A 23,107-nucleotide genomic window follows, 5' to 3' on the forward strand; every position below is an offset into this window, starting at 1 on the left:
TCCCTATTGTCCGGGCAAGATGCCGGGAACTCGTGATTGGCGTCTGTTGTTGATCCGGAGACGCAACGCCTTCAGGCCGTCTCCGATCGGAAGGCCGGCGATGCCCTGCCGGGCGACTATCATCATGCCGATGAGACAGAGACCGTAGATCAGGCCGCCAAGGGCGGGATTGATGTCGGTCGTCCAGCCTGGCACGAAGACGATGAAGACCGCGCCGATGAATGCCCCTGCCATGCTGGTGATGCCGCCGACGACGCCCCCGATCAGGATGTCGATCGATTTCATCGGCAGAAAGGACTGCGGGCTGATGAATCCATTCAGGATGCAGAACAAGCCGCCGCCAAGTCCTGCCAGTGCCGAGCTTGCGGCGAAGGCCGCCAGGCGCGCCTTGATGAGATTGACGCCCAGAGCCTCGGCGATCAGTGGGTTGTCGCGCAGAGCCCGCATGAGGCGGCCCGTATCGCCGCGCAGCAGCCGGCTGAACAGCAAGACCGATACCGCGGCGCAGACAAGCGAGAGGCCATAGAGCCAGAGCTCCTGGCTGCCGGGGAACCACTGGGGCGCCATTGGCTGATCGGTGGCAAGTCCGGTGACGCCGCCAGTGATCCCGTCTGCCTTCAGGAGCAGTTGCGGAAAGGCGCTCGCCACGCCGAATGTGACGATCGCAAGCTGCAATCCCTGCAGGCGAAGCGCGGGAAGACCGATCAAGACACCGGTCAAGCTGGTGACGATCGCCGCGAAGGGCAGAGTCAGGAGCGGGTCCATTCCGAAGCTCACATTGAGGATGGCGGTCGTATAGGCGCCGATCCCGAACAGCGCTCCCTGGGCGAGGCAGATTTGGCCGCTGAAACCGAGCAGCAGGTTGAGACCGAGGATCGCGATGCCATACGAGACAGCGATACTGAACTCGAACAGCATGAAGTCCGGTGCGAAGATCGGGATTAAAAGGGCCGCGGCAACGACCAACGCCGCAGGCGCAGACCATGATTTCGGGATGTAGCTCATACTTTCACCACCGTGGCCGTGCCGAAGAGACCGGCAGGTCGAACGAGAAGGATCGCCAGCGTGACGGCGATCGGAATGACAACGCGCAGATCCGCGCCAATGAAGGGAAGGAATGTAGCGCCCAGGCTTTCCGCGATCCCGACGAGCAACCCACCGAGCATGGCCCCTAGCGGGCTGTCCCAGCCGCCAAGGGTTGCGGCGGCCAGCGCGTAGAGCAGGATCGACATCATCATTGTCGGGCTCAAGAAAAGTCGTGGGCCAACGAGTACAGCGGCTATGAACCCGATTGTGGCCGCGAAGCCCCAGCCAAGCATGAGCATCTTTTCGACCGGAATGCCAACCAGAAGGCTCTTTTCGCTGCTGTAGGCCGACGCACGCATGGCGAGCCCAAGACGTGTGAAGCGGAAGATCCCGCCGATAGCCGCCGCCAGGCAGCCCAGGACCAGCAGTATCCCGAGAACGCTCGCCGTCACGCGGACCCCGAGAATGTCCCAGCCGTCGCTAGGGAACATTGATGGAAAGGCCCGCTGATCGGCCCCCCAAACCCATAGACACAGCGCCTGAAATGATACGAAGAGCCCGAGGGTCACCACGACGATTGCTTCGACCGGAGCTTTCGAGATCGGCCTGACCACCGCGCGGAAGACGAATATGCCGAGCAAGAACGAAGCGGCCCCGACTATCACGAAGGAGAGCGGTATCGGAACGCCCCATTCGCAGAGCTGCCATGCGCAATAGGCGGAGAACGTCGCCATCTCGCCCTGGCCGAAATTCACGATGTGGGTGGCGCGGAATATCAGTACGAGGGCAAGCGCAAGAGACGCATAGATGGCGCCGGAAGCAAGGCCGTCGATGATCAGTTGGAAAAAGAGTTCCACTCTCAAACCCCCAGGTAGGATCGTTGCACGGCCTCGTCGCTCAGGAGATCGCTTGCCTTGCCGCTGAGCGTTATCTGACCGGCTTCCATCACATAGGCGGTGTCCGCAAACTGGAGCGTGAGGTCCGCATTCTGCTCGACGATCAGCAGCGTCATGCCGTGCTCCTGATTGAGCTGCCGGAATATCTCGAAGATTTCCTGGGTTATGGCTGGTGCGAGACCAAGGGATGGCTCGTCGCACAGCAGAAGCTTCGGTCGCGACATGAGCGCGCGCGCCAACGCCAGCATCTGTTGCTCGCCGCCGCTGAGGCTGCCGGCAAGCTGCCGGCGGCGCTCCGCCAGGCGAGGAAAGGCCTCGTACCAGCGCTCCATGTCCTGGGCGATCTGCCGCTTGCTACCCGCGGTATAGGCTCCTGCGGCCAGGTTCTCTTCGACGGTGAACTCGGCAAAGGTGCCACGCCCCTGGGGAACGTGCGCGAGTCCGAGCTCCACGCGCCGGGCTGCGCTGCACTGACGCAAATCCGTGCCGGCGAATTTAATGACGCCCCGCGACGGGATCAGCCCGGACAAGGCACGCAGCGTCGTTGTCTTGCCGGCTCCATTGGCGCCGAGCAGCGCCACGATCGTTCCCCGCTCGATAGCGAAATCGATGTTGCGCAGAACATCCGCTACGCCGTACCCGGCATGAAGCCCCTGGACGGTAAGAATGGTCATCGGGATTTTCCCAGATAGGCGTTGATGACGGCCGGGTTGGCCCTCACTTCCTCTGGTTTCCCGCTCGCGAGATTTTGGCCCAGATGGAAGACCTCGACGCGGTCGCACAATCCCATGACGAGGCCCATATGGTGTTCGATCAGGAGGACAGTCACGCCGTAAGTTTCCCGGACGCGGGCAACCATGTCGCCGAACTCCGCCACCTCACCGTGCGTGAGCCCGCCGGCCGGCTCGTCGAGCAGGAGCAGAGCGGGCCGGGATGCCAGGGCGCGGGCTATCTCTATGCGTTTCTGGGTCGCATAGGGCAGGGACCCGGCGAGCACTTTTGCAACGTCGCCGAGACCTAGATCGGCGAGAACGTCTGCGCACCGCGCCTCAAGCTCCTGCTCGATCCGCCGCGAGCGCCCGGGACGCAACAAAGCGTCAATGAAGCGCCCGCCACTGAAGTGGTGAGCGCCCAGCATGACGTTTTCGAGCACCGTCATGCCTGCGTAGATCCCGAGATTCTGAAACGTCCGGGCGATCCCCATCCGGATGATCTGACGGGGAGGCAGCGGCTCGAGCGCCTGGCCGTTGAGGCGGATGGCGCCCGCCGTCACGGTGTTCAGCCGGGTGATGCAGTTGAAAAGCGTGGTCTTGCCGGCGCCGTTAGGGCCAATCAGCCCGCAGATTTCGCCCTCGCGCACACTGAGCGAGACGCTTCTCAGCGCATGGATGCCGCCAAACCGGACGTCGACCTTGTCGACCGCAAGCACGGGGCTGCTTTCCTCTGCGGCCTGCGTAAACACAGCCATCCTCACCTCCCTCGGCCTGAAAGGCCTGCTTCCGGCTACTGTCGCGCTCTCCTCAAAGCGCATGTTGACAGCATCGTCTCTCCAAGATACCGTACAGTATCTGAAATCCGCATGGTATGTCAACATCAGCTTTGAGGACCGGTTGGCAGGCTTCGGAAGCCAGGTATTCGCGGGTGCACGACAGGCGAGGATTCCCTCCGTGACATCTGAATGGGAGCAGGGCTGGACGGGTGTTGCTTGGCAAACCGGCGGCCGCGAGGAGGAGGAAAAGCAATGAATGCAGGCCAAAGCGATCTGACGGGCGAGAACCTATTTCGAGATCCTTACCCAGTCTATGCCCGTTTGCGGCGGGAGGCTCCCGTATGCCTTTTCGAGAGCACGCAGGAGTGGCTGGTGACGCGCTGGGAGGACTGCCAAACGGTCGGAGCCAAGGAGGCCCTATTCGGGCCTTCCGGCAGCCATGATCGGCCAGAGGCCCGCGTCATGGGCATGCCGAACGTTTTGACCATGTCGGGTGAAGATCATGCCTGCTTGCGGCAGGGTATCGACGAGAACCTCACGATGGAATCGGTGGCCGATTATGTGGACGGCCTCGCCCGCCCGATCGTGCGGCGTTACATCGACGCCATTCTTTCAAAGGGTTCGGCGAACCTGACGAGTGAACTCTTCGAGCCGATCAGCGTCCGCACGATCGCGACGGTCATCGGCCTGGAGGAAGTCGACGACGACACACTCGCCAGATGGTTCCACTCGCTGAACGGCGGCTTGCAGAACGTTACGAACGATCCCGCCATCTGGGCCGCCTGTGACAATGCGCGTATGGAAATCGACGCGGTCCTGCGGCCAATCGTCGAGCGTGTCGCGAGCAACCCCGACAGGACGCTGATCTCGCACGTGGTCCATGGCGGCATGCCGAAAGGCAAAGCCCGCACTTTTGAGGAGATCATGCCGACGATGCGCGTGATCCTGCTCGGGGGATTGCAGGAGCCCGGACACGGCGCGGCCAACGCGGCCTACGGCCTTCTTCTTGACGAGAACCAGACGCGGGCGGTGGCAGCCGACCCGGATGGTCTCGCACAGCGCGCCTTTGACGAAGGATTGCGGTGGATCGCGCCGATCGGAGTAACGCCGCGGCTGGCCGCACAGGAATTCGAACTAGCGGGAACGACCCTACCGAAGGGGGCTTCCGTCGCCATCGTTCTCGCTTCAGCCAACCGAGACGAAAAGCGCTACACCGATCCCGAGCTTTTCCAGCTTGATCGCCCTCGGAAACAGCACGTCGCATTCGGGTATAGGCCGCATTTCTGCTCGGGCATCTTCCTGACCAGGGCGATCGGAAAGATCGCCCTGGAGGAGGCCTTCAAGTCTCTCAAAAACCTGCGGCTGAGTACTGAACGAGACGTCCAGATCAAGGGCTGGCGTTTCCGCGGCGTGATGGACCTACCCGCGCTGTGGGACGCGTAAACCGTAACCGTTAGGTCAAGCCAAGACTGGCGACCACAACCTAAGACATTGGAGATGACATGATCGACCTTCGTACGGCGCCCTACGCCATCCTTGCATTGCGCGTGACAGTTGGACTGTTGTTCCTCGCCCATGGGGCTTTGAAGCTATTTGTCTTCACGCCCGCGGGCACAGCGCAGTTTTTCGCGAGTCTCGGGTTGCCGCCGGCACTCGCGTATCTGACCATCGCGGTGGAATTAGCCGGAGGCATCGCTCTGGTCCTGGGATTCTTCGCGCGCGCCGCTGCCTTGGCGCTTGTTCCGATCCTGCTTGGGGCAATTGCCACGGTCCACGGATCCGCCGGCTTCTTTTTCACCAACCCCAACGGGGGATGGGAGTTTCTCGCTTTGTGGATCGCAGCATTGTTGGCGATTGCGCTGGCCGGCGACGGTGCCCTGGCTCTTCGTCCTACGCTCGGGAATCCCGTCCGCAAATAGCTCCGCAGCCGCCTGCGCGTAGCATCAGCGCGCAGGCGGCCACAATTTCTGTCGCGACAGCGAGTTGGGCGGTGGCGCGAACCTCGCCGGGCCGGAAGGAGATAAGCTATGATCATTGATTGTCACGGCCACTACACAACAGAACCGGAAGCTCACCATGCCTTTCGGAAAGCGCAGATCGAATATGCAAACAACCGCTCGCGCGGCAAACCGGCCCGTTCGAGCATCAGCGATGACGAAATCAAGGAAACGATCATCGGCAACCAGCTTCGGCTGCAACGCGAACGCGGGGCGGATCTCACCATCTTCTCCCCCGCGCTGCGGGCATGGGGCATCACATCGGCGATGAGGCGATCAGCCTGGAATGGGCGCAGCTTTCCAACGATCTGATTGCGCGCATCACGGCCCTCTTCCCCCAGAATTTCGTCGGGGTCTGCCAGTTGCCGCAGTCGCCCGGCGTTTCGATCGCCAACGCCATCGATGAACTCGGGCGTTGCGTCACCGGGCTCGGCTTCGTCGGTTGTAATCTCAATCCCGACCCTTCGGGAGGGCATTGGACAGCGCCGCCGCTGACCGACCGGTCGTGGTATCCATTCTACGAGAAGCTCGTGGAACTCGACGTGCCTGCCATGATCCATGTCTCCGGATCATGCAACGCCTGTTTCCACACGACGGGCGCGCATTACATCAACGCCGATACGACAGCGTTCATGCAGCTTCTGCAAGGCGATCTGTTCCGCGATTTTCCGACGCTGCGCCTCGTGATCCCCCACGGCGGCGGTGCCGTGCCCTATCACTGGGGACGTTATCGCGGTCTTGCCGCGATGCTGCAGAAGCCGGAACTGCGCCAACATCTGATGAGCAACGTCTTCTTCGATACCTGCGTTTACCACCAGGCCGGCATCGACCTGCTATTCAGGGTTATCGACATCGACAATATCCTGTTCGGATCGGAAATGTTCGGGGCCGTACGCGGCATAGACCCGGAGACGCGGTATCCGTTCGACGACACGAAGCGCTATATAGACACGCTCCCGCTGTCCGACGAGGCGAGGTACAAGGTCTTCGAGGGCAATGCGCGCCGCGTCTATCCGCGACTGAACGCCCTGCTCGGTACAAAAGGTTCTTGATCCTCCGTTTGGCCGGCGGCGCAGGGCAGCAGTCGAAGTTTTTCGGGATCGGTGTCCGATCACCCGCAACGCTAACAGCGCGCGGGTGCTACAGATTCTCCGACACCTTTTCTTTCCGGTCGAAGCCGTAGGCCTCGTACATCGAGGTGAGAGCCACCTTGACCAGCTCGCCGACGCTAGGGCCGTTCGTGAAACTCGACGCTGCCCCATAAGTCAGCTCGAACACTATTCCGCCAAGCGTCACGGGCTCGGCCGGCGCCTTTCCTTCCGGGAACAGCCGCAGCAGTATTTTCCCGAGCCCTTCCCACTGTGCGCGGAACAGATTGGAGTGGCGCTCGCCGAAAGTCGCATCGCGCCGGGCGCGCCGGAACAGCTCAAGGGCGAGCATGCCCAAGCTCGGATCCGACGCCCGTTCATTCGACCATTCGCTGAGTTCCTTGATCAGGGTGCGTCCATCGCTAATGCCCCCCAGGAGCTTCTGGAGTTCTACGACGTCCTGCCCAGAATGCGTCTCCAGCAGATACAGGAAGATGTCTTCCTTACCCACGAAGTTGGAATAGAAAGCGCCCTTGCTGTAACCTGCTTCCTCGGCGATGCGCTCGACGGTCGCGCCTTCATATCCATCGCGGGCCACAACCTCGCGCGCGGACGCAAGCAGTCTTGCCCGCGTCTGCGCCTGACTCTGTTCGCGTGTCAGCCGAGCCATTTTTCCTTCTCCTCGCTTGACAACGGATTTGGATACCGACGCGTATCTTGTAGCTTGACTGCCGTCAATCAAGCGTTGAGAGGACGCAGACGGCGGCCCAGAACACCATGAATTCCGGGCCCTGTTTCTGCCAGCGCCAGTTCCAGCCGTTTATCTTGATGACCGCATAGCTCGCCCCCAGCAGCACCCAAACCGCCAGCGCCGCGGCCAGCCTGGGGTAAATGTTCAAGACCAGGCCAGCGCCCGCGACCAGCTCGACGACGATCGTGGTTATCACGAACAAGCGAGCAGGATGAAAACCGGCCTTGGCAAAGGTCACCGAAGCCGGTCCGATATTTCTCATCTTCCCCATGCAATGCGGGAGAAACCAAACGCCGCAGAGTATCCGAAGGACAGCCATCGGCTCCAGTAGAAGCTCCATTTGAAGTCGCTCCAGCTAGGCTTTGATGAAGCTGTCGTCGAAGGTGGTCGCCGCCAGATCCCGTTGACTGGCGTTGAGAAGACCAGCCTTGATCATCAAATCCAAGGTGGTCGCAAAGGCGCCCTGCGGAATTTCGAGCGATCGGGCGAAGATGGCTTTTTCGCGCATGTAGTCGAGAGAGCGCTGCGCATAAATTTCGTCCGTCTGCACGACCTCCATGATGAGGGGCCGCGCTATGATCGCGTCATTCGAGGCCTCGTACAGCAATTCCGTCGCTTCGCGCAGACTTGCGAGCAGCGCCAACACCTCGCTCCTATGGCTCCGGGCCCAGTCGCGATCGCCGATCAGCGCGGTGAAGGCGATGTGCGGAATGTAATCGCTGACCTCGCCAAGGTCGGTATAACCGGCGTCCACACCGACGAAATTCAGCGGCACGAGCTGCACCGCAGCATCGATTGTCCCTTCCTGCAGCGCCTTCCATCGTGCCGGGTGCACGCCGACTACGGAGAACTCATAATCGCCGGGATAGTTGAGGCCATGGCGCGACAGCATTTCCTGAGTGTAGATGGCGGTGCCCTCGGTCATGGAGGACGTTCCGAGCCGTTTCCCCCTTAATTCCTCGATGGTCTTGAAGCGCGGATTGGCGATCAGCGTCAGCGGCAGGCGATTGACATTGCCGGCGAGAATGAAAAGAGAGCCGCCCGCGACCGTATCGGAAATAGCTCCTTCGGGCGGCGTGATGGCCAGGTTTGCCTCGCCTGCTTTCACAGCAGAGGTTGCCTTCTCGACGCTGCCGGTTCTCTTCAGGGAGACCCTGAGGCCGTGCTTGGCAAAGATGCCCTGTCTTTTCGCGACATAGACAGGAAGCCAGTTGAAGCCGAGGGCTCCGCCCGCCAGCACAATTTCCCTCAATGCCGCGTCCTGCCTGGTCTGCTCTTCGATCATTTCAATCCTCCCGATTCCAAGGCGCGCAATCACCCTGACGCCGCGACGCTCCGGCCTTCAGCGCTGATGTCCTGATCAGCCCGGCCGGAAACGCGGCCGGCCGAAACTCCCTGAAAATCACATATTGCAATTTCAGATACCAACTAGTATCTACAGACCGACACGAACGTCAAGAGGAAACAGATCTCGGCGTGCCGAGTGGAGGAAGGGGAGAGAGAACATGACCGAATGGATGCGCGCGGCGCGAATGCATGCCGTTGGACAGCCGATGACGATAGACAGGGTGGAGTTGCCGACCGCCCGCGGCACGGACGTCGTCGTCGAGATCAAGGCCTGTGGAATGGTTCCGAACCTCGGCAACGTGCTCGCAAACTGGCCCAGCTGGTGTCCGCACCTGCCGCTCCCCCAGTTGCCCGCAATTTTTGGGTTGGACCCGGCAGGCGTCATTTCGGAGGTAGGCGATCAGGTGATCGGCCTGTCGCCAGGGGACAGGGTCTATGTGAGCCCGGTCCGTTCCTGCGGCGCATGCCCCGCCTGCCATTCAGGCCAAAGAACCAAGTGCGGACACTTCACGTTCAATGGTTATTTCGGATTTCAGGAAAACTCCCAGACCCTCTACGACATGTACCCGCATGGCGGCTTCTGCGAGTATATGCGGGCGCCGCAATATGCGATCGTGAAGATCCCCGACAACATGACCTTCCATCAGGCCACGCGCCTCGGCTACATGGGAACCGCCTATTCCGCGATCAAGAAATGCGGCGTGGTTTCCGGCAAATCCATGCTGATCAACGGTTGTTCCGGAACCCTCGGTCTCGGTGCGCTGCTTTTTGCCCTTGCCATGGGTGTAACGCGCATATTCGGCGTCGGCCGAAACATGGCTCTGCTCGAGCGGGTCAAGGCGCTGGCGCCCCACCGGATCGAAGTCTTTTCGACCGATAACGGTTCGATCGCCGAGTGGGTTCGGTCCCGGACGAATGGCGAGGGTTGCGACCTGATGCTCGACACGCTGGGCGCGGTCGCTTCGCTGGAAGTCCTGGACGATGCAATGCATGCTGTAAAGCGGGGAGGGCGCATCGTGAATATCGGCGGCACCGTGGGCAAGCTGCCGATCGACGTTAAGTGGCTCATGGACGAGCAGATGGAATTTATCGGTTCCGTCTGGTTCACCACTGCCGAAGGCTACGAGATGGCCGAAATGGTTCGCAGCGGAACCATCGATCTTTCCATCCTCGAATACCAAGTCTCGCCTCTGGAAAAGATCAATGAGGCCATCTCCGGCGTCTCGAGCGGGCGCGGCGGCTTCACCAGCTATCTGATCGAACCCTGAGGACGCGCTTGTCGAAAGGCCGCCATACTTCGGCGGCCTTTGACCCTCCGGTAGCATGGACGCCCGGAACGCTCGCCGTGGATGCGCAAGCGCCCGTCCTGCCATTCCATATTTGTTGCGCTGTCGTGGATCCGCTTGGAAAACCCAAGCCTGAGCCACGAATAGGCCGTAGACCTGCCGTTTCTCTCCACCGTCGGGCCATAGATCCTGTCGGCCAAGCGGGCAAGCTGCCGCGCTGAATTGTCGTGCCACTCATTGACAGCAGGCGCGCGGCTGGAGTGATGAAAGAATCCGCCGTGCGCGAACAGCCAAGGCACTCCAGAGATGATCGAAAACGCCAGTCCGCATTTGCAAACCTCCAGTGGAAGTTTCGATCTCCTTCTGCGCAGGGCCCGGCTCGCGTCGGGTCTCGTTCTGATGGTTTTCCTGACGATGCACCTGGGCAACCATGCACTCAACCTCATCTCCCTCAAAGCTGCCGAGGAAGCCCGGCCCTTATTTCTGGCCGTCTGGCGCAACCCGCTCGGCACGGCTCTCCTCTACGGCTCGGTCCTGGTTCACGTGGCTCTGACGCTTGCCGCGCTTTACAGACGGCGCACGCTTGCAATGCCGGCGCGCGAACTTGCGCAAATCCTGTTGGGCCTGACGATTCCGCTACTGATCGTCGAGCATGTCGTCGGCACCCGTGTTCTCGATGAGCTGTTTGAAATCGATCACACCTATGAAGCCGTGGTGCGCGCGCTATGGATCTCGCATCCATTGGCCGGCGCTCGCCAAACAATAGCGCTGCTGGTGATCTGGACGCATGGCTGTCTCGGCCTGTTTTTCTGGCTTCGCTACCGCCGTTGGTATCCGCGGGCGGCGCCTTGGCTGCTGATCGCCGCGGTGCTGGTTCCGACGCTCGCTCTGCTCGGCTTCGCCCATGCCGGTCAGGAAGTTTCAGCCATGGAGCGGCCTTCATCCTTCATGGACCCAAACATCGCCGCGGCGACCGCCAACACTCAGGGCCGCATCGACCGCGCCATCTATCTCGGCTTTACGGCGCTCGTCGCGACGGTTCTGACGGCGCGCGTCGTGCGTGACCGGCTCGAACGACGTAGCCTCATTGAAATCCGCTACGCTGACGGCCACCGCGTGCGGGTGCCGAAAGGTTACAGCGTGCTCGAGGCAAGCCGGCTTGGCGGGATACCCCATTACGCCGTGTGCGGCGGCCGCGGCCGCTGCTCGACCTGCCGGGTCCGCGTGATCGAAGGCCTGTCCGGGCAGACCGCCCCCGGGCCAATCGAAACGGCGACCTTGCGCAGGATCGGCGCGGGCGAGGATGTGCGGCTCGCCTGCCAATTGCGGCCCGTCCGCGGCCTTGTTGTCTCTCCATTGCTTGCGCCCTCGCGACGGAGCGAAAGACCTCTTTCGAGGCCATCCGCCGATCCTGGGCACGAGCAGGTGCTCGCGGTGATGTTCTGTGACATGCGCGGCTTTACCGCCCTTTCCGACCGCCGCCTGCCTTACGACGTCGTATTTCTGCTCAACCGCTATTTCGCGATTATAGGCGAGGCCGTCGAAACCGCCGGCGGGCGGGTCGATAAGTTCATCGGCGACGGGGCGCTCGCCATCTTTGGGCTCGAGAACTCGCCCGACATGGCCTGCAGGCAGGCTCTCGCCGCCGCGCGCGCGATCCTTGCCGATGTGCATCAGCTCAGCGAGGAACTGTCGGGCGAGTTGCAGGGGCAGCTCAAGGTAGCGATCGGCATCCATGTCGGCCCTGCGATTGTAGGCTCCATGGGCTACGGCGCGGCAATCGGCCTGACTGCCGTCGGCGACACCGTCAACATCGGAAGTCGCCTTGAGAGCGCGGCCAAGGATCTCGATGCCGAGATCGTGATTTCGGAAGCGGCGGCGCGACGCTCAAGGCTCGATTTCTCGGGATTCGAGCTGCGCGAACTGGAGATCCGCGGGCGCGCCAAGCCGTTGCGCGTTCGCGTCCTGCCACCAGGCGCGGTCGTGCCCGCCTGATGTTTCTTACGCGCCCGGCGCGGGCAAATTCTTCAGCTGGACGATGAACTCGCGCATGGCGCCCCGAAGCGGGTCGAATAGCGCATTGGTCTTTTCCCGGACCATCACTTCGCTGAGCAGCTTCAACCCCACCGCTACCGCCGCTGAGTCATCGGGTCCAAGGCCGGAACTGCCCCGGATGCGTTCGACGATGGCGATGACGTCGTCATGGTTCACATGCTGGAAACTGAGTTCCGCGGGCTCGCGCGGCGGTAGTCCGTCCCGGCCGCGCAGGAGGTTGAGAGACATTTCATAGGTATAGCCGACTGACGCCATTTATCACGTTCCTTTGACTGGTTTCTGCTTCACGGGGGGGCGATATGCCTTGTCCGCTTCGAGCCCCTTCAACACCGCGTCGACATGGGGCTCGATCGCCTCTCGTTCGCCCAGTCGCCTGGTCAAAAGATGGAACCAACTCATGGCCACCAATTGAGCGACGGCGATATCCACGCCAGGACCGTCGCGAAGCTTGCCCCGGGCGACCGCGCGGTCGAACACGAGCCGCACAAACGCGCTCCGGCGGGGTATGAACCTGTTTCGCAACTCATCCAGAGTGGCTGCGTCCAGTTGGGCCTCCGCGATGACACTGCGCAGCGCCTCGCCGGCCCAGCTGTCGTCCCACCACGTCCAGAGCCCGCGAAGCCTCGAGATCAGATCGCCGCGTAGCGAGCCGGTGTCGGTCCCCGCCAGCGCCGCTTCGTTGGCATCTTCATAGACCTCCATGATCAGCGCCGCCTTGTTGCGCCACCAGCGATAGATCGTCGGCTTGCTCGAACTCGCCCGCCTGGCAAGTGCATCCATGCTGAAGCCGGTATATCCCACCTCGTCGAGAATCTCGGCTGCGGCGGCGAGAATCGCTCGATGCGTTTCAGGGCTCCGCACCGCGCCGATCGACTTTCGAGCGCGTGGCGGATGCCTGGCTGCGGCGGCGGTGCGGGCTGGCTTTTGAGCGGCATCTTGCATGGATTCACAATCTGGCTGGCGGGCAGACGCGTTCAACGCAGGTGGGCAGAGAGGCGTAAGGGAACGCAACAAGAATGCCCGGGGCGGCAGGCGCCTGACCAACCTCAGCAATCGGATAACCCGCGTTGTAGACAGATAGCGCCATTCCAACTCCATAGACACCAGTAGTGTCGTTTATAAACACCAACGGTTTCGATAGCAATCTTGTGAGCAGCGAGATGAGCCAGATTGTGTAGCGTTTTTTCCCACAAAAAGCGGCGCCACGCTAATGGTGGTCCCACTTAACGTCAGTTCACGGCTGGGCGAGAGAGGTCCGCAGTAAGGCGGCATCGCGACATTCACGGCATTCCAGCTAAATGTCGGCTCATGGCGCAACCGCGACCTCACCGTGGCCACCGCCATCGCCTGCTTTCAGGACGCGGCAAAGCTTACCTCAACGGCCGAGATTAAGGCGCGAAGCAGACGTTTCGGTACGAAGGAGTCCCATCATGCTGCTGAGCGTTCGTTAGCCCCTTCTCCCGGTGTCGGCTCGCCTAGGAAATTCGCGAGTGCCGCCTTTCTGGAATTTCGATCTAGCGCATAGGCGGTGTGGGTGAACGCGACCCCGTCCAGCAGGCCCTGTATATAGCCGGCGATGCTGTCCGCCGCCATGATCAGCGCTGTGTCCACTGTGTGGATGTAGCGGCTGGTCACCGTTCCGCGTGAATGGCCCACCAGGGCAGCGATCGTTGCTTCGGTGAACCCAAGGTCATTTCCGATGCTGGCGAAGCTGTGTCGCAGAACATGCGGCGTGATGTCGGCCAAGTCAGTATTCTTGAGTAACTTCGTCCACTGCCTGGGGAAGCTCCCGAATGGCGTTCCGTCCTCCCAGCCGGGAAAGACAAAGTCATCGGCGTCCTGTTCCTCATCGCGACGACCCTCAAGGCGTTCCAGAACCGGTAGACCGATTGGACGTACTGACGCCCCCTCCTTGCTGTCGGTAAGGCGCAGGCAACTGCCCTCGATATCGACTTCGCCCCAACGCAGGCCGATGACCTCGCTGCGCCGGCAGCCGGTCAGGGCGATCACTCGGATCATCTCTGCGGTGGTCTCGTATTGCCCACCATCGGCCGCTTTGCGCAGAATATCGCCGAGTGTCCGGTATTCCTGCTCGCTGAGACGGCGGGCGTTGACCTGATCCTTCGGCTTGCGAATCCCATGCACCGGGTTCTGCTCGACGATGCCGAGTTCGACGGCGTAGCTGAGAATGCCGCCTAAGAGACCGATCGTCCGAGACGCGGTACCGGCTCCGCCACGCACGATGGCGCGCCCGCGCAGCTTGTCCGTCTTGACGTTCGCGCGGGTCTTGCCCGCCATGATGTCTTTCATTGCCTGGGTGATGTCGGACTTGGCCAAATCCCGCACCCGTCGATTGCCAAGCAGCGGAACGATGTGGCGCTCTATGCGCCCGACATCGGTGGAGATCGTCGTGGCCTTCTTAGGCCGCCCTCGCTTGCCGAGCACAAGGCCGTTCCTCAGATCTTCAAGATAGCGAGTGCAGAGTTCTTTGACGGTGATCGCTTCGCGATCGAGCTTGCGTTCCTCGGCAGGGTTGCCGCCGCGTGCGACCTGGCCGAGGAGAACTTTCGCTTCTCGCCTGGCTTCCTCAGGAGTCCAAACGCCATGCAGCCCAATTGTGTAGCGACGCGACCGACCTGCAGCACGGTATTGCACGACGTAGCTTCGCTTCCCCGAGGCGAAGACGCGCAACCCGAAACCGGGCAACTCCTCGTCCCAAATTACATAGTCCGCGGAACGAATTTCAGTGGTATCGACAGTTCGCTTGGTCAGCTTCGCCATGCTCGGACGTCTCCTTGAAGGATTCCGCGCGTAAGCAGAGCGTAAGCACGGCAGGGTAGGGTTTCGGCCGCCCTGTCGTAGCCTCGGCGCCGATCGAATTCAAATTTGTTTTGTGATTTCAGCAGCATAGCGCGCAATCGGATAGAAATGGATAGTTTCGGCGAAACCGAGTATCCCTTCTCCGAAGGCAGAGGTCACAGGTTCGAATCCTGTCGGGTGCGCCAATCATATCAATAAGTTGGCCTAAGACACACCAGCGATTGTGCGAAGGCTGCTCACCAATCGCTCGCAAGCTCTGGCGTAGTTTGGCGAAAATGGAGCTTTGATTCTGGTGAAGGATCGCCAGCAGGAGACCGGCTCTACGCCGCAGTTGATTCAACCTGATTGTCTATCGCAACCCTGCACCAGTCAGCCAAACCTACCGGACGACGAGCGTACGCACTCGGAAGGTGCGAGTTTGACCCCATTGGGGACATTCGCATCGCTGATCGCCAAGGTCTGGATGGGCGTCGCTTGGCGACGTTCATACATCATTAGACGCCGATTGCGGCTTCGATCGCAGATGCCATCTCGGTCCGTTCGATCGGCTTGACCAGATACCCGGATGCCCCGGCCGCCATGCATTTCACGCGCATTCCGCTTTGGTCAAAGCCGGTGACGATGATCACCGGAATCCTTAGGCCTTCCGAGCGAATACGAAGCAGCACGTCCAATCCTTTCAGCCCTGGCATATGCAAGTCCACCACCGCGCAACTTGGACTAGCGTGGCGAAGGCCCGCGAGGAACTCCTCGCCGGAAGCGTAAATGATCGGCTGGTAGGAAAGCGAAAGGAGGAGTCGGCGCAGAGCTCGGCGAACCGGCTCATCATCATCCACGATCGCGACTATCTCTCCCATCAGCATCTTCTACAGCAAGGGAAGGCAATGCCGTAGTTGGCCCTAAGGCCAATCCTGGAGCGTCAACAGCTGGATCTACCGATGCGACAAGCCGGACAAGATCAGCCACCGTGCGGACTCCTATTTTTCTCATCATCCTTGCGCGGTGGACCTTAATCGTCTTCTCGACGGTTCCAAGGTCGCCGGCAATCTGCTTGTTGAGGCGCCCTGCCGTGACGTGGGCAAGGACCTGGCGCTCGCGCGGGGTAAGACTTGCCAAACGTTTCTCGATCGATTGCTTCCGCTCGCCTTCGCGTCGCGTTTCCAGATCGCGATCGAGTGCATGGACCACTGCCGACAGCAGAACCGATGCCTCCACAGGCTTTGTGAGAAAGTCCACAGCACCGGCTTTCATCGCCCTGACGCTTGTTGGAATATCCCCGTGACCGGTTACGAAAATGATCGGGCGGTTGACCTGACTCGAGACCAACGTTTGCTGGATGCCCAGCCCGTCCATGCCGGGCAAGCTAAGGTCGACGACAGCACATCCGGGAATGGCGGGATCGTGGTGGCTCAGGAAATCCTCGGCGCTTGCATAGGACCTGACCACGTATCCGACCGTCGAGAGCAACCGTGTGAAGGACACGCGAACGCATTCGTCGTCATCCACCAGATAGACAGTAGAACCTTCATCCGCCACCATGCGTCGCCACCCTCAGCAAGACGGCAGCGTCAATACGGCTTTCGCGCCCTTGGTGCGGCCATCGTCAAACACCAGCGAGCCTCCGTGCGCGAGCGCTATCGAGCGGCATATCGCCAGCCCCAACCCGAGCCCCTTGTCCTTGGTCGAGACGAAAGGCTTGAAGATTTTCGTTTTCAATTCGGGCGGTATGCCCGGGCCGCAGTCCGAGATCGACATCTCACACATGCCATCATCTCTCTTTCGCGTTTCTATTTCAACTTTTCGTTCTGCCACGGAGACCTTCGACATCGCGTCGGCTGCATTCAGCAAGAGATTGAGCACGAGCTGCTGGAGTTGCTCAACGCTGCCGCGTACCTTCAGTCCCGCCCTATGGGCATCGAAGCGCACCGTCGTCTGCCGTGCGACAAGTTCGCTGTTTGCCAAGGCCAGAGTGGCCGCTATCGCCTCGTTCAGATCGAGCGGTTCGAGCTTCGCTTCGCCCTTCACCATCAGGCGTCGCAACTGCCCGATGATCGACGCAGCGCGCTTGTCATCCGACGCGATGTCCTTGAGGATTTCCCTGATCTCCCCAATATCGGCCGGCTCGGACTGAAGCAGTCGTTCTCCCGCCTCGGCGTTCGCAAGGATTGAGGTAAGCGGCTGGTTCAACTCGTGCGCAAACGCGCCGGAGAGTTCGCCCAGCTGATGCACGCGCGAAAGGTGCGCGAGTTCGAGGCGTTCGAGGGCGAGTTCGTCTGTGATCCTTCTGCGACGCCGATACTGCACTATCAGAGCCGCGATGGTGGCGAACTGGAAGGCCATAACGGCCAGGATCGCCAGTATCTCCAGGCGATACTGTTCCCAGACCGTCGGTTGATAGTCCTGGATGACGGAGTTCACGGGAAGGCGATCCTTGTCGAAGCCCCAACGCGCCATCTGGAGCCAGTCCACGATTGGGCGGGACGACGACGCGATCAGTCTACCTGGGGAGATGTTTCCTTGGATCGCCTCCACGGCCAGTTTCCCCACGTCCTCACCGACCGACCGGAAGCTTTCCACGTGCCCGCCGACAATGCCGAATCCGACGTAGGTGCTGTAGACTCCATATGAAGGCGCGGCCGACGCGCTGGCGAGCTGACGCACGACCTCTCGCGGGATGAACCTCTTCCCTTCGGCATCCTGGACAACCGTCAGGATCAGCAGGATGTCGTCCGGAGAGAGCCGTTTCGCTGCTTCGACAAAACGTTCGATGGTTAGGCCGGACAGGTATCTTACATCAAATTCGCCGGACAATCCCGCAAGGTCGCGGCGCGCGGCCGCCTCCCAATTGCGGTCGAAATCGCTTGATCCGGTCACCACGACAATTGTCCGCGCGCCGGGCTGCAGTCGCCGGGCGAGGTCAATCGTGCCCTTCACGTCGAAATGGCTGACGACTCCCATCGCGTCAGCGGGCAGCCGCAAGTCCTTGGCCGTCTCGACGCGTGTTCCGCCGAAGACAAGAGGCACTCCAGGGGCGATCTCTCCGCGATGCTCGAGTATGAACTTCACCGCGCCCGGGCCGACGGCTATGACTACATCCAGGGAAATTCCTGCGTATTTCGCCGCCATGTCCGCAGCCTTGCGCGAAAGGTTCTTCGGGTCTGAGAAGCGCAGAAGGTCAAGATACTCGCTGTAGGTTTCGAACCTGACCGGAATTCCCTCTTCCAGGCTCGTCTTCAGCCCCTGCGTGAACTCCAGGGCTGCTGGAAGCGTTGGGTCGTTTTCGTAGACAACCAGGATCCTGCGACCCTCTCCCAGGCCGTCGCTAGTCTTTGTCGCGCTCGCTGCTGGGCTTAGCGCAAAAGGACACGCCATGACGATGAGGAGCACGACCGCGACCACGCGACGATGCAGCCAATACAAATGGCTTCGAGGTATCCACCAGTGATAGCCTGCCGCTACCATAGCCCCGTATGTGCCCCCGCGCAAAAGCACTCGCAGCTTAGCCAATAGCCGCTTCATTGCCTATGCGCTCGCGCAGTGTTGAGCGATCTCTCGAAGCTAGGCCCTTGGTCCAACTATCGCAGCGTCAATCTTCAATGCGAAATTCGCCCGGTCGATGAAGAAAAGGCAAGCAATCAAAGCCTCCTTCGACAGAGAGGAATTTTGAACGCGAAGACAGGCTTGGTTTGTCTGCGCACATTCAATCCGGCCGATAATTTCGGCCGGGTCGTGAAGGATTCGGCGGCCCGGCCTCTAGTGAAACGAGGAAACACCATGACCAGCGACAAGCAACCGGGCCAAACGGCCAGCGAACGTCCATCCGAGATTAACCTGCGGCGCCGCGACCTCTTGCTGAGCGGCGCGTCATTGCTTGCAGCATCGACCCTCGCAGCAGGCGTGTCGGCCACTTCTGTCCGGACAGCGAAGGCGCAGGCCGCCGGAGCGAAGCCCAACATCCTCGTCATTTTCGGTGACGACGTCGGCTACTGGAACATCAGCGCCTACAATCGCGGCATGATGGGCTACCGCACACCCAACATCGATCGCATCGCCAAAGAGGGAGCGATCTTTACAGATCACTACGCCCAGCAATCCTGCACAGCAGGACGCGCCGCGTTCATAACCGGCCAATCCTGCTTCCGCACCGGCCTTCTGAAGGTCGGCCTGCCGGGCGCTAAGGAAGGGCTGTCGGAGAAGGACCCGACACTCGCGGAACTGCTCAAGCCGCAGGGCTATGTCACCGGGCAATTCGGCAAGAACCATCTCGGCGATCGAAACGAGCACTTGCCGACCGTTCATGGCTTCGACGAATTCTTCGGAAATCTCTATCACCTCAACGCCGAAGACGAACCGGAGCATCCTGACTACCCGAAGAACCCTGAGTTCAAGGCGAAGTTCGGCCCGCGCGGCGTGATGAAATGCAAGGCCAGCGCCACCGACGATCCCACCGAGGATCCGCGCTTCGGGAGGGTCGGCAAACAAGAGATCGAGGATACCGGTCCGCTTACGAAGAAGCGCATGGAAACCGTCGACGAAGAGTTCCTCGGCAGTGCACTCGACTTCATCGACCGCTCGAATGCCGACGGGAAGCCGTTCTTCTGCTGGTTCAATTCGACCCGCATGCACATCTACACCTTCCTCAAGGCCGCTTCGAAGGACAAGACCGGTCTAGGAATTTACGCCGACGGCATGACCGAGATGGACGGCATGGTTGGCCAGCTTCTGCAAAAGCTGGACGATCTTGGCATCGCCGAAAACACCATAGTCGTTTGGACGACCGACAACGGCGCTGAGGTGTTTTCCTGGCCGGACGGCGGCACCACGCCCTTCAAAGGCGAGAAGAACACCAATTGGGAAGGCGGCTACCGGGTGCCGTGCATGATGCGCTGGCCCGGCGTCATCAAGCCCGGAACGGAGATCAATCACATAACGTCACACGAGGACTTCGTGCCGACGCTCGTCGCAGCCGCGGGCGAACCAGACGTGACGGCTAAGCTGTTGAACGGATACGAAGCTGCTGGCAAGACGTTCAAGGTGCACCTGGACGGCTACAACCAGCGCGACGTATTGGCCGGCGAAGGCGAAGGCAAGCGCCAAGAGTATTTCTACTGGACCGATGACGGCAACCTCGCCGGCTTGCGTTACGAACGCTGGAAGATGGTCTTCCTCGAGCAACGCGAGGAGGGGCTTGCCGTGTGGGAGAACCCGCTGATTCCACTGCGGTTCCCGAAACTCTTCGACATCAAGGGTGATCCTTTCGAACGAGCTCAGACGGATGCCGGCGAATATGACAGATGGCGCGTCGAACATGCCTTCGCACTTGTTCCCGCGCAGGCTTATGTAGCGAAGCACCTGCAAACCTACGTCGACTTTCCACCGCGGCAGAAACCGGGCAGCTTTTCGCTCGACCAAGTGCTCGCGAAACTGCAGGAAGGCGGCAGGCACTGAAGCGGTTCTGACGTCACCTAAATCATCGCGGTCGCGTCACCTCATTGGCGCGGCCGCTTAAACAAACGGCGGCAGGCCATGGCGGCAATCGACGGTTCATCAAAGACCTTTGTCCAAAGGGCAAAGCACGAGATGCGTGAGTATGCCCTGCTGTCCACCTATCTGTTCGTCTGCTTTGGCGCGCTCATTCTTTACAAGACGGCGATCCTTGGCGAGGCGGGTATCAGCTATCTGCCGTCCGGGCTGGCGGCCATCAAGGCGTTGATCCTGGCCAAATTCATATTGCTCGGCCACATGATCCGTTTGGGCGGCCGACGCGCAGGCGCCAGGATCGTCCACGTGATCGCCTATAAGGCGCTGCTCTACCTGATCCTGCTTCTCGTTCTCTCGGTGGTCGAGGAGGTCGTTGTCGGGCTGGTTCACGGCCGAACGGTAGCCGCTTCGCTCGCCGAGTTCGGGGGCGCCAAGCTGCCGCAGACGCTCGCGACAAGTCTGATCATGCTGCTGATACTCATTCCCTACGTGGCATCCAGGGAACTGAACGTCGCTCTCGGCGAAGGAAGGATTTGGACGCTGCTGTTTGAACATCGGGCCGGGCAGCAGCCAGCAGAATTGGAACCTGCCGCCGGAGAGCCCAGGCCTGCGAACAAAAGCGGTCACGCAACTCCGCGGCCGCTTTGACGATGGCATACTTGCGTTGAATAAAGGAGGCATCAAGCCATGACCAACCTTGCTTGCGCAGCGAAGCGCTATCTGTTGTCCATCCTCCTGCTATTGGGGGGAGCTGCCTTTGCCAATGCGCAGGGAGCAGATCAGCTACCCTCCTGGAATGACGTCCAGTCCAAACAGTCAATCATGCGGTTCGTCGAAAGCGTGAGCAAGGAAGGCTCGCCCGACTTCGTGCCGCCGGCCGAACGTATCGCCACCTTCGACAACGACGGCTGCCTGTGGGGCGAGCAACCGATGTATTTTCAGCTTCTGTTTGCACTCGACCGCGTAAAGGCAATGGCTCCGCAGCATCCGGAATGGAAGGACAAGGAACCCTTTGCTTCGTTGCTGAAAGGCGACGTAAAAGCAGCACTCGCGGGTGGCGAGCCGGCTATCATGGACATCGTCATGACCACGCATTCCGGCATGACGTCAGAGGAATTCGACCAGATCGTCCGCGACTGGATGGCCACCGCCAAGCACCCCAAGACCGGCCGGCTTTACACGGAAATGGTCTACCAGCCGATGCTGGAGCTGTTGGCCTATCTGCGGGCCAACGGGTTCAAGACCTTTATCGTTTCCGGCGGCGGGATCGACTTCATGCGCCCGTGGACGGAGAAGGTCTACGGCATACCGCCCGAACAGGTCGTTGGCAGCAGCGGCAAGGTGAGTTTCGAAATGCGCGACGGTACGCCGGTGCTGATGCGGTTGCCGGAAGTCAACTTCATCGACGACAAGGCGGGCAAGCCCGTCGGCATCCACCAGCACATCGGCCGGCGGCCGATCGCGGCGTTCGGCAATTCCGACGGCGACCTGCAGATGCTGCAGTGGACCTGTTCCGGTCCAGGACCGCACCTCTGTCTCTATGTGCACCACACCGACGCGGAGCGCGAATGGGCCTACGACCGGCAGTCGAGCATCGGCCGCCTCGACAAGGGCCTCGACGCGGCCGCCGATGGCGGTTGGACGGTTGTCGATATGAAGGCTGACTGGAAGCAGATCTTCGCATTCGAGAAATAGGGCGATATGGATGGGTGAGGTGCATGTTCTAGAGGTTGAGCTACTGACAGGCAAATGAACCAAGCCGGCGAACGAGATGTCCGGGCCTCTCCCGGCTCCCCGCCATATCCGGACATGGTCTGGATTCCCGGCGGCGAATTCCTGATGGGCTCGGACACGGCCTATCCAGAAGAAGCTCCGGCGCATCGCGCGCGTGTCGACGGCTTCTGGATGGACCGCTTCACCGTGACCAATGCCGAATTCGGGCGCTTCGTCGCCGAGACCGGGTATGTGACGCTTGCCGAACGGCCAACCAACCCGGCAGTCTATCCCGGCGCCTTGCCTGAAATGCTGGCGCCTTCCTCGACCATGTTCAAAAAGCCGTCGGGGCCAGTCGACTTGCGCAACCACTACAACTGGTGGGTTTATGTCGCCGGCGCCAACTGGCGCCATCCAAGGGGGCCGGCAAGCAATATCAAGAAGCTGATGGATCATCCGGTGGTGCACGTCGCCTTCGAGGATGTCGAAGCCTATGCGAAATGGATCGGCAAGGAATTGCCGACCGAAGCCGAATGGGAGTTCGCCGCGCGTGGCGGACTTGATGGCGCGGAGTTTGTGTGGGGCGACGCGCTGACGCCTGAGGGAAGGCACATGGCCAATATCTGGCAGGGCGAATTCCCCCACCGCAACACGCTGGACGATGGCTTCGAATACACCGCGCCGGTCGGATCGTTCCCACCCAACGGCTACGGCCTATCCGACATGGCTGGCAATGTCTGGCAGTGGACGACCGACTGGTATCAGGACCACGCCGAGATCGACAGCCCATGCTGCACCGCCGCCAACCCGCGCGGCGGCGCGCGTGAAGGCAGCATCGACCCGCGCCAGCCTGATATAAAAATTCCTCGTAAGGTCACCAAGGGCGGCTCTCACCTGTGCGCGCCAAACTACTGCCGCCGCTACCGACCTGCCGCGCGCATGGCCCAACCGGTCGACACCTCAATCTCGCACCTTGGATTTCGTTGCATCGTGCGGCCGCAGGGCTGGAACCGGGGATGATACTTGGATTACTGCAATCGGATTCAGATTCTGGGAGGCCTCCCAGGAGCCATCTCCGCTCACGCCCGACGGTCCCAGTCGATGTCAACCAGACCCCCATCCGGTCAAATAGATCTCGGGTGTGATCGTGTAATTCCG

The 23,107-nt window shown here is 60.9% G+C and carries 21 protein-coding genes and 1 pseudogene; 9 read left to right on the forward strand and 13 right to left on the reverse strand.

Translation table 11 applies throughout. The features are described from left to right. Positions 1–3: 3 nt before the first annotated feature. From ACG873_RS25595 to ACG873_RS25610, 4 genes are read right to left on the reverse strand one after another with little or no spacing between them, the layout of a single operon-like run. Positions 4–1,005, reverse strand: a complete 1,002-nt coding sequence (locus ACG873_RS25595) for a branched-chain amino acid ABC transporter permease (RefSeq protein ID WP_394888581.1) — start codon at positions 1,003–1,005, stop codon at positions 4–6. Beyond that, complete coding sequence (locus ACG873_RS25600) at positions 1,002–1,883, reverse strand: branched-chain amino acid ABC transporter permease (RefSeq protein ID WP_394888582.1); 882 nt, start codon at positions 1,881–1,883, stop codon at positions 1,002–1,004. Before ACG873_RS25600 ends, ACG873_RS25595 begins: the two co-directional genes overlap by 4 nt. A 2-nt stretch (positions 1,884–1,885) precedes the next feature. Beyond that, positions 1,886–2,596, reverse strand: coding sequence for an ABC transporter ATP-binding protein (locus tag ACG873_RS25605; RefSeq protein ID WP_394888583.1), 711 nt, complete (start codon positions 2,594–2,596; stop codon positions 1,886–1,888). After that, the gene (locus ACG873_RS25610) at positions 2,593–3,390 is read right to left on the reverse strand and encodes an ABC transporter ATP-binding protein (protein WP_394888584.1); all 798 of its coding nucleotides are present in this window, start codon (positions 3,388–3,390) and stop codon (positions 2,593–2,595) included. The genes ACG873_RS25605 and ACG873_RS25610 overlap by 4 nt, the downstream gene beginning before the upstream one ends. A 273-nt stretch (positions 3,391–3,663) precedes the next feature. On the opposite strand from ACG873_RS25610, the gene ACG873_RS25615 reads away from it, so the two are divergent. The 3 genes and pseudogenes from ACG873_RS25615 to ACG873_RS25625 all read left to right on the forward strand — a co-directional run bounded on the left by ACG873_RS25615 (position 3,664) and on the right by ACG873_RS25625 (position 6,460). Continuing rightward, positions 3,664–4,854 carry a cytochrome P450 gene (locus ACG873_RS25615; protein ID WP_394888585.1) on the forward strand — a complete coding sequence of 397 codons (1,191 nt, stop codon included), beginning with the start codon at positions 3,664–3,666 and terminating at the stop codon, positions 4,852–4,854. 59 nt (positions 4,855–4,913) lie between these two features. Next, positions 4,914–5,330, forward strand: a complete 417-nt coding sequence (locus ACG873_RS25620) for a DoxX family protein (RefSeq protein WP_394888586.1) — start codon at positions 4,914–4,916, stop codon at positions 5,328–5,330. A gap of 108 nt (positions 5,331–5,438) precedes the next feature. Beyond that, positions 5,439–6,460 (forward strand): annotated as a pseudogene (locus ACG873_RS25625) (amidohydrolase family protein). 88 nt (positions 6,461–6,548) lie between these two features. On the opposite strand, the gene ACG873_RS25630 reads toward ACG873_RS25625, so the two are convergent. From ACG873_RS25630 to ACG873_RS25640, 3 genes are all read right to left on the reverse strand, one after another. Next, complete coding sequence (locus ACG873_RS25630; protein WP_394888587.1) at positions 6,549–7,166, reverse strand: TetR/AcrR family transcriptional regulator; 618 nt, start codon at positions 7,164–7,166, stop codon at positions 6,549–6,551. A gap of 64 nt (positions 7,167–7,230) precedes the next feature. Next, the gene (locus tag ACG873_RS25635; protein ID WP_394888588.1) at positions 7,231–7,587 is read right to left on the reverse strand and encodes a DoxX family protein; all 357 of its coding nucleotides are present in this window, start codon (positions 7,585–7,587) and stop codon (positions 7,231–7,233) included. Between the two features lie 15 nt (positions 7,588–7,602). After that, a complete protein-coding gene (locus ACG873_RS25640; RefSeq protein ID WP_394888589.1) occupies positions 7,603–8,532 on the reverse strand; it encodes an ABC transporter substrate-binding protein in 930 nt (309 codons plus the stop codon). Positions 8,533–8,752: 220 nt separating this feature from the next. On the opposite strand from ACG873_RS25640, the gene ACG873_RS25645 reads away from it, so the two are divergent. Continuing rightward, entirely contained in the window at positions 8,753–9,862 is a 1,110-nt protein-coding gene (locus ACG873_RS25645) for an alcohol dehydrogenase catalytic domain-containing protein (RefSeq protein WP_394888590.1), read from the forward strand. Positions 9,863–10,186: 324 nt separating this feature from the next. Further along, the gene (locus ACG873_RS25650; protein WP_394888591.1) at positions 10,187–11,875 is read left to right on the forward strand and encodes an adenylate/guanylate cyclase domain-containing protein; all 1,689 of its coding nucleotides are present in this window, start codon (positions 10,187–10,189) and stop codon (positions 11,873–11,875) included. A 6-nt stretch (positions 11,876–11,881) separates the two neighbouring features. Here ACG873_RS25650 and ACG873_RS25655 read toward each other — a convergent pair whose 3' ends face one another. From ACG873_RS25655 to ACG873_RS25680, 6 genes are all read right to left on the reverse strand, one after another. Continuing rightward, positions 11,882–12,190 (reverse strand): DUF3861 domain-containing protein, encoded by a 309-nt coding sequence (locus ACG873_RS25655; RefSeq protein WP_394888592.1) that lies wholly within the window; start codon positions 12,188–12,190, stop codon positions 11,882–11,884. A gap of 3 nt (positions 12,191–12,193) precedes the next feature. Continuing rightward, complete coding sequence (locus ACG873_RS25660; protein WP_394888593.1) at positions 12,194–12,877, reverse strand: TetR/AcrR family transcriptional regulator; 684 nt, start codon at positions 12,875–12,877, stop codon at positions 12,194–12,196. Positions 12,878–13,363: 486 nt separating this feature from the next. Further along, positions 13,364–14,716 (reverse strand): tyrosine-type recombinase/integrase, encoded by a 1,353-nt coding sequence (locus tag ACG873_RS25665; RefSeq protein ID WP_394888594.1) that lies wholly within the window; start codon positions 14,714–14,716, stop codon positions 13,364–13,366. A gap of 533 nt (positions 14,717–15,249) precedes the next feature. Then, positions 15,250–15,612, reverse strand: a complete 363-nt coding sequence (locus tag ACG873_RS25670) for a response regulator transcription factor (protein ID WP_394888595.1) — start codon at positions 15,610–15,612, stop codon at positions 15,250–15,252. Further along, positions 15,584–16,294, reverse strand: coding sequence for a response regulator transcription factor (locus ACG873_RS25675; RefSeq protein WP_394888596.1), 711 nt, complete (start codon positions 16,292–16,294; stop codon positions 15,584–15,586). The genes ACG873_RS25670 and ACG873_RS25675 overlap by 29 nt, the downstream gene beginning before the upstream one ends. A 12-nt stretch (positions 16,295–16,306) precedes the next feature. Next, positions 16,307–18,262 carry a sensor histidine kinase gene (locus tag ACG873_RS25680; RefSeq protein WP_394888597.1) on the reverse strand — a complete coding sequence of 652 codons (1,956 nt, stop codon included), beginning with the start codon at positions 18,260–18,262 and terminating at the stop codon, positions 16,307–16,309. Between the two features lie 267 nt (positions 18,263–18,529). On the opposite strand from ACG873_RS25680, the gene ACG873_RS25685 reads away from it, so the two are divergent. The 4 genes from ACG873_RS25685 to ACG873_RS25700 all read left to right on the forward strand — a co-directional run bounded on the left by ACG873_RS25685 (position 18,530) and on the right by ACG873_RS25700 (position 22,969). Then, positions 18,530–20,203, forward strand: a complete 1,674-nt coding sequence (locus tag ACG873_RS25685) for an arylsulfatase (RefSeq protein ID WP_394888598.1) — start codon at positions 18,530–18,532, stop codon at positions 20,201–20,203. A 78-nt stretch (positions 20,204–20,281) separates the two neighbouring features. Beyond that, positions 20,282–20,884, forward strand: a complete 603-nt coding sequence (locus ACG873_RS25690) for a hypothetical protein (protein WP_394888599.1) — start codon at positions 20,282–20,284, stop codon at positions 20,882–20,884. A gap of 39 nt (positions 20,885–20,923) precedes the next feature. Beyond that, complete coding sequence (locus ACG873_RS25695) at positions 20,924–21,931, forward strand: HAD family hydrolase (RefSeq protein ID WP_394888600.1); 1,008 nt, start codon at positions 20,924–20,926, stop codon at positions 21,929–21,931. 54 nt (positions 21,932–21,985) lie between these two features. Continuing rightward, on the forward strand, positions 21,986–22,969 hold the full coding sequence (locus ACG873_RS25700; RefSeq protein ID WP_394888601.1) for a formylglycine-generating enzyme family protein: 984 nt from the start codon (positions 21,986–21,988) through the stop codon (positions 22,967–22,969). Positions 22,970–23,107 lie beyond the last annotated feature (138 nt).

Source organism: Allomesorhizobium aridi, assembly GCF_043769475.1.
Classification (GTDB): Bacteria; Pseudomonadota; Alphaproteobacteria; order Rhizobiales; family Rhizobiaceae; genus Allomesorhizobium.

What these genes read in the sequence shown, in the direction of transcription:
- ACG873_RS25685 (WP_394888598.1), top strand. Translation starts at nt 18,530, where the DNA reads ATGACCAGCGACAAGCAACCGGGCCAAACGGCCAGCGAACGTCCATCC.
- ACG873_RS25610 (WP_394888584.1), bottom strand. Translation starts at nt 3,390, where the DNA reads ATGGCTGTGTTTACGCAGGCCGCAGAGGAAAGCAGCCCCGTGCTTGCG.
- ACG873_RS25620 (WP_394888586.1), top strand. Translation starts at nt 4,914, where the DNA reads ATGATCGACCTTCGTACGGCGCCCTACGCCATCCTTGCATTGCGCGTG.
- ACG873_RS25660 (WP_394888593.1), bottom strand. Translation starts at nt 12,877, where the DNA reads ATGCAAGATGCCGCTCAAAAGCCAGCCCGCACCGCCGCCGCAGCCAGG.
- ACG873_RS25675 (WP_394888596.1), bottom strand. Translation starts at nt 16,294, where the DNA reads ATGGTGGCGGATGAAGGTTCTACTGTCTATCTGGTGGATGACGACGAA.
- ACG873_RS25690 (WP_394888599.1), top strand. Translation starts at nt 20,282, where the DNA reads ATGGCGGCAATCGACGGTTCATCAAAGACCTTTGTCCAAAGGGCAAAG.
- ACG873_RS25635 (WP_394888588.1), bottom strand. Translation starts at nt 7,587, where the DNA reads ATGGAGCTTCTACTGGAGCCGATGGCTGTCCTTCGGATACTCTGCGGC.
- ACG873_RS25650 (WP_394888591.1), top strand. Translation starts at nt 10,187, where the DNA reads ATGATCGAAAACGCCAGTCCGCATTTGCAAACCTCCAGTGGAAGTTTC.
- ACG873_RS25640 (WP_394888589.1), bottom strand. Translation starts at nt 8,532, where the DNA reads ATGATCGAAGAGCAGACCAGGCAGGACGCGGCATTGAGGGAAATTGTG.
- ACG873_RS25670 (WP_394888595.1), bottom strand. Translation starts at nt 15,612, where the DNA reads ATGGGAGAGATAGTCGCGATCGTGGATGATGATGAGCCGGTTCGCCGA.
- ACG873_RS25615 (WP_394888585.1), top strand. Translation starts at nt 3,664, where the DNA reads ATGAATGCAGGCCAAAGCGATCTGACGGGCGAGAACCTATTTCGAGAT.
- ACG873_RS25700 (WP_394888601.1), top strand. Translation starts at nt 21,986, where the DNA reads ATGAACCAAGCCGGCGAACGAGATGTCCGGGCCTCTCCCGGCTCCCCG.
- ACG873_RS25605 (WP_394888583.1), bottom strand. Translation starts at nt 2,596, where the DNA reads ATGACCATTCTTACCGTCCAGGGGCTTCATGCCGGGTACGGCGTAGCG.
- ACG873_RS25695 (WP_394888600.1), top strand. Translation starts at nt 20,924, where the DNA reads ATGACCAACCTTGCTTGCGCAGCGAAGCGCTATCTGTTGTCCATCCTC.
- ACG873_RS25645 (WP_394888590.1), top strand. Translation starts at nt 8,753, where the DNA reads ATGACCGAATGGATGCGCGCGGCGCGAATGCATGCCGTTGGACAGCCG.
- ACG873_RS25630 (WP_394888587.1), bottom strand. Translation starts at nt 7,166, where the DNA reads ATGGCTCGGCTGACACGCGAACAGAGTCAGGCGCAGACGCGGGCAAGA.
- ACG873_RS25655 (WP_394888592.1), bottom strand. Translation starts at nt 12,190, where the DNA reads ATGGCGTCAGTCGGCTATACCTATGAAATGTCTCTCAACCTCCTGCGC.
- ACG873_RS25595 (WP_394888581.1), bottom strand. Translation starts at nt 1,005, where the DNA reads ATGAGCTACATCCCGAAATCATGGTCTGCGCCTGCGGCGTTGGTCGTT.
- ACG873_RS25665 (WP_394888594.1), bottom strand. Translation starts at nt 14,716, where the DNA reads ATGGCGAAGCTGACCAAGCGAACTGTCGATACCACTGAAATTCGTTCC.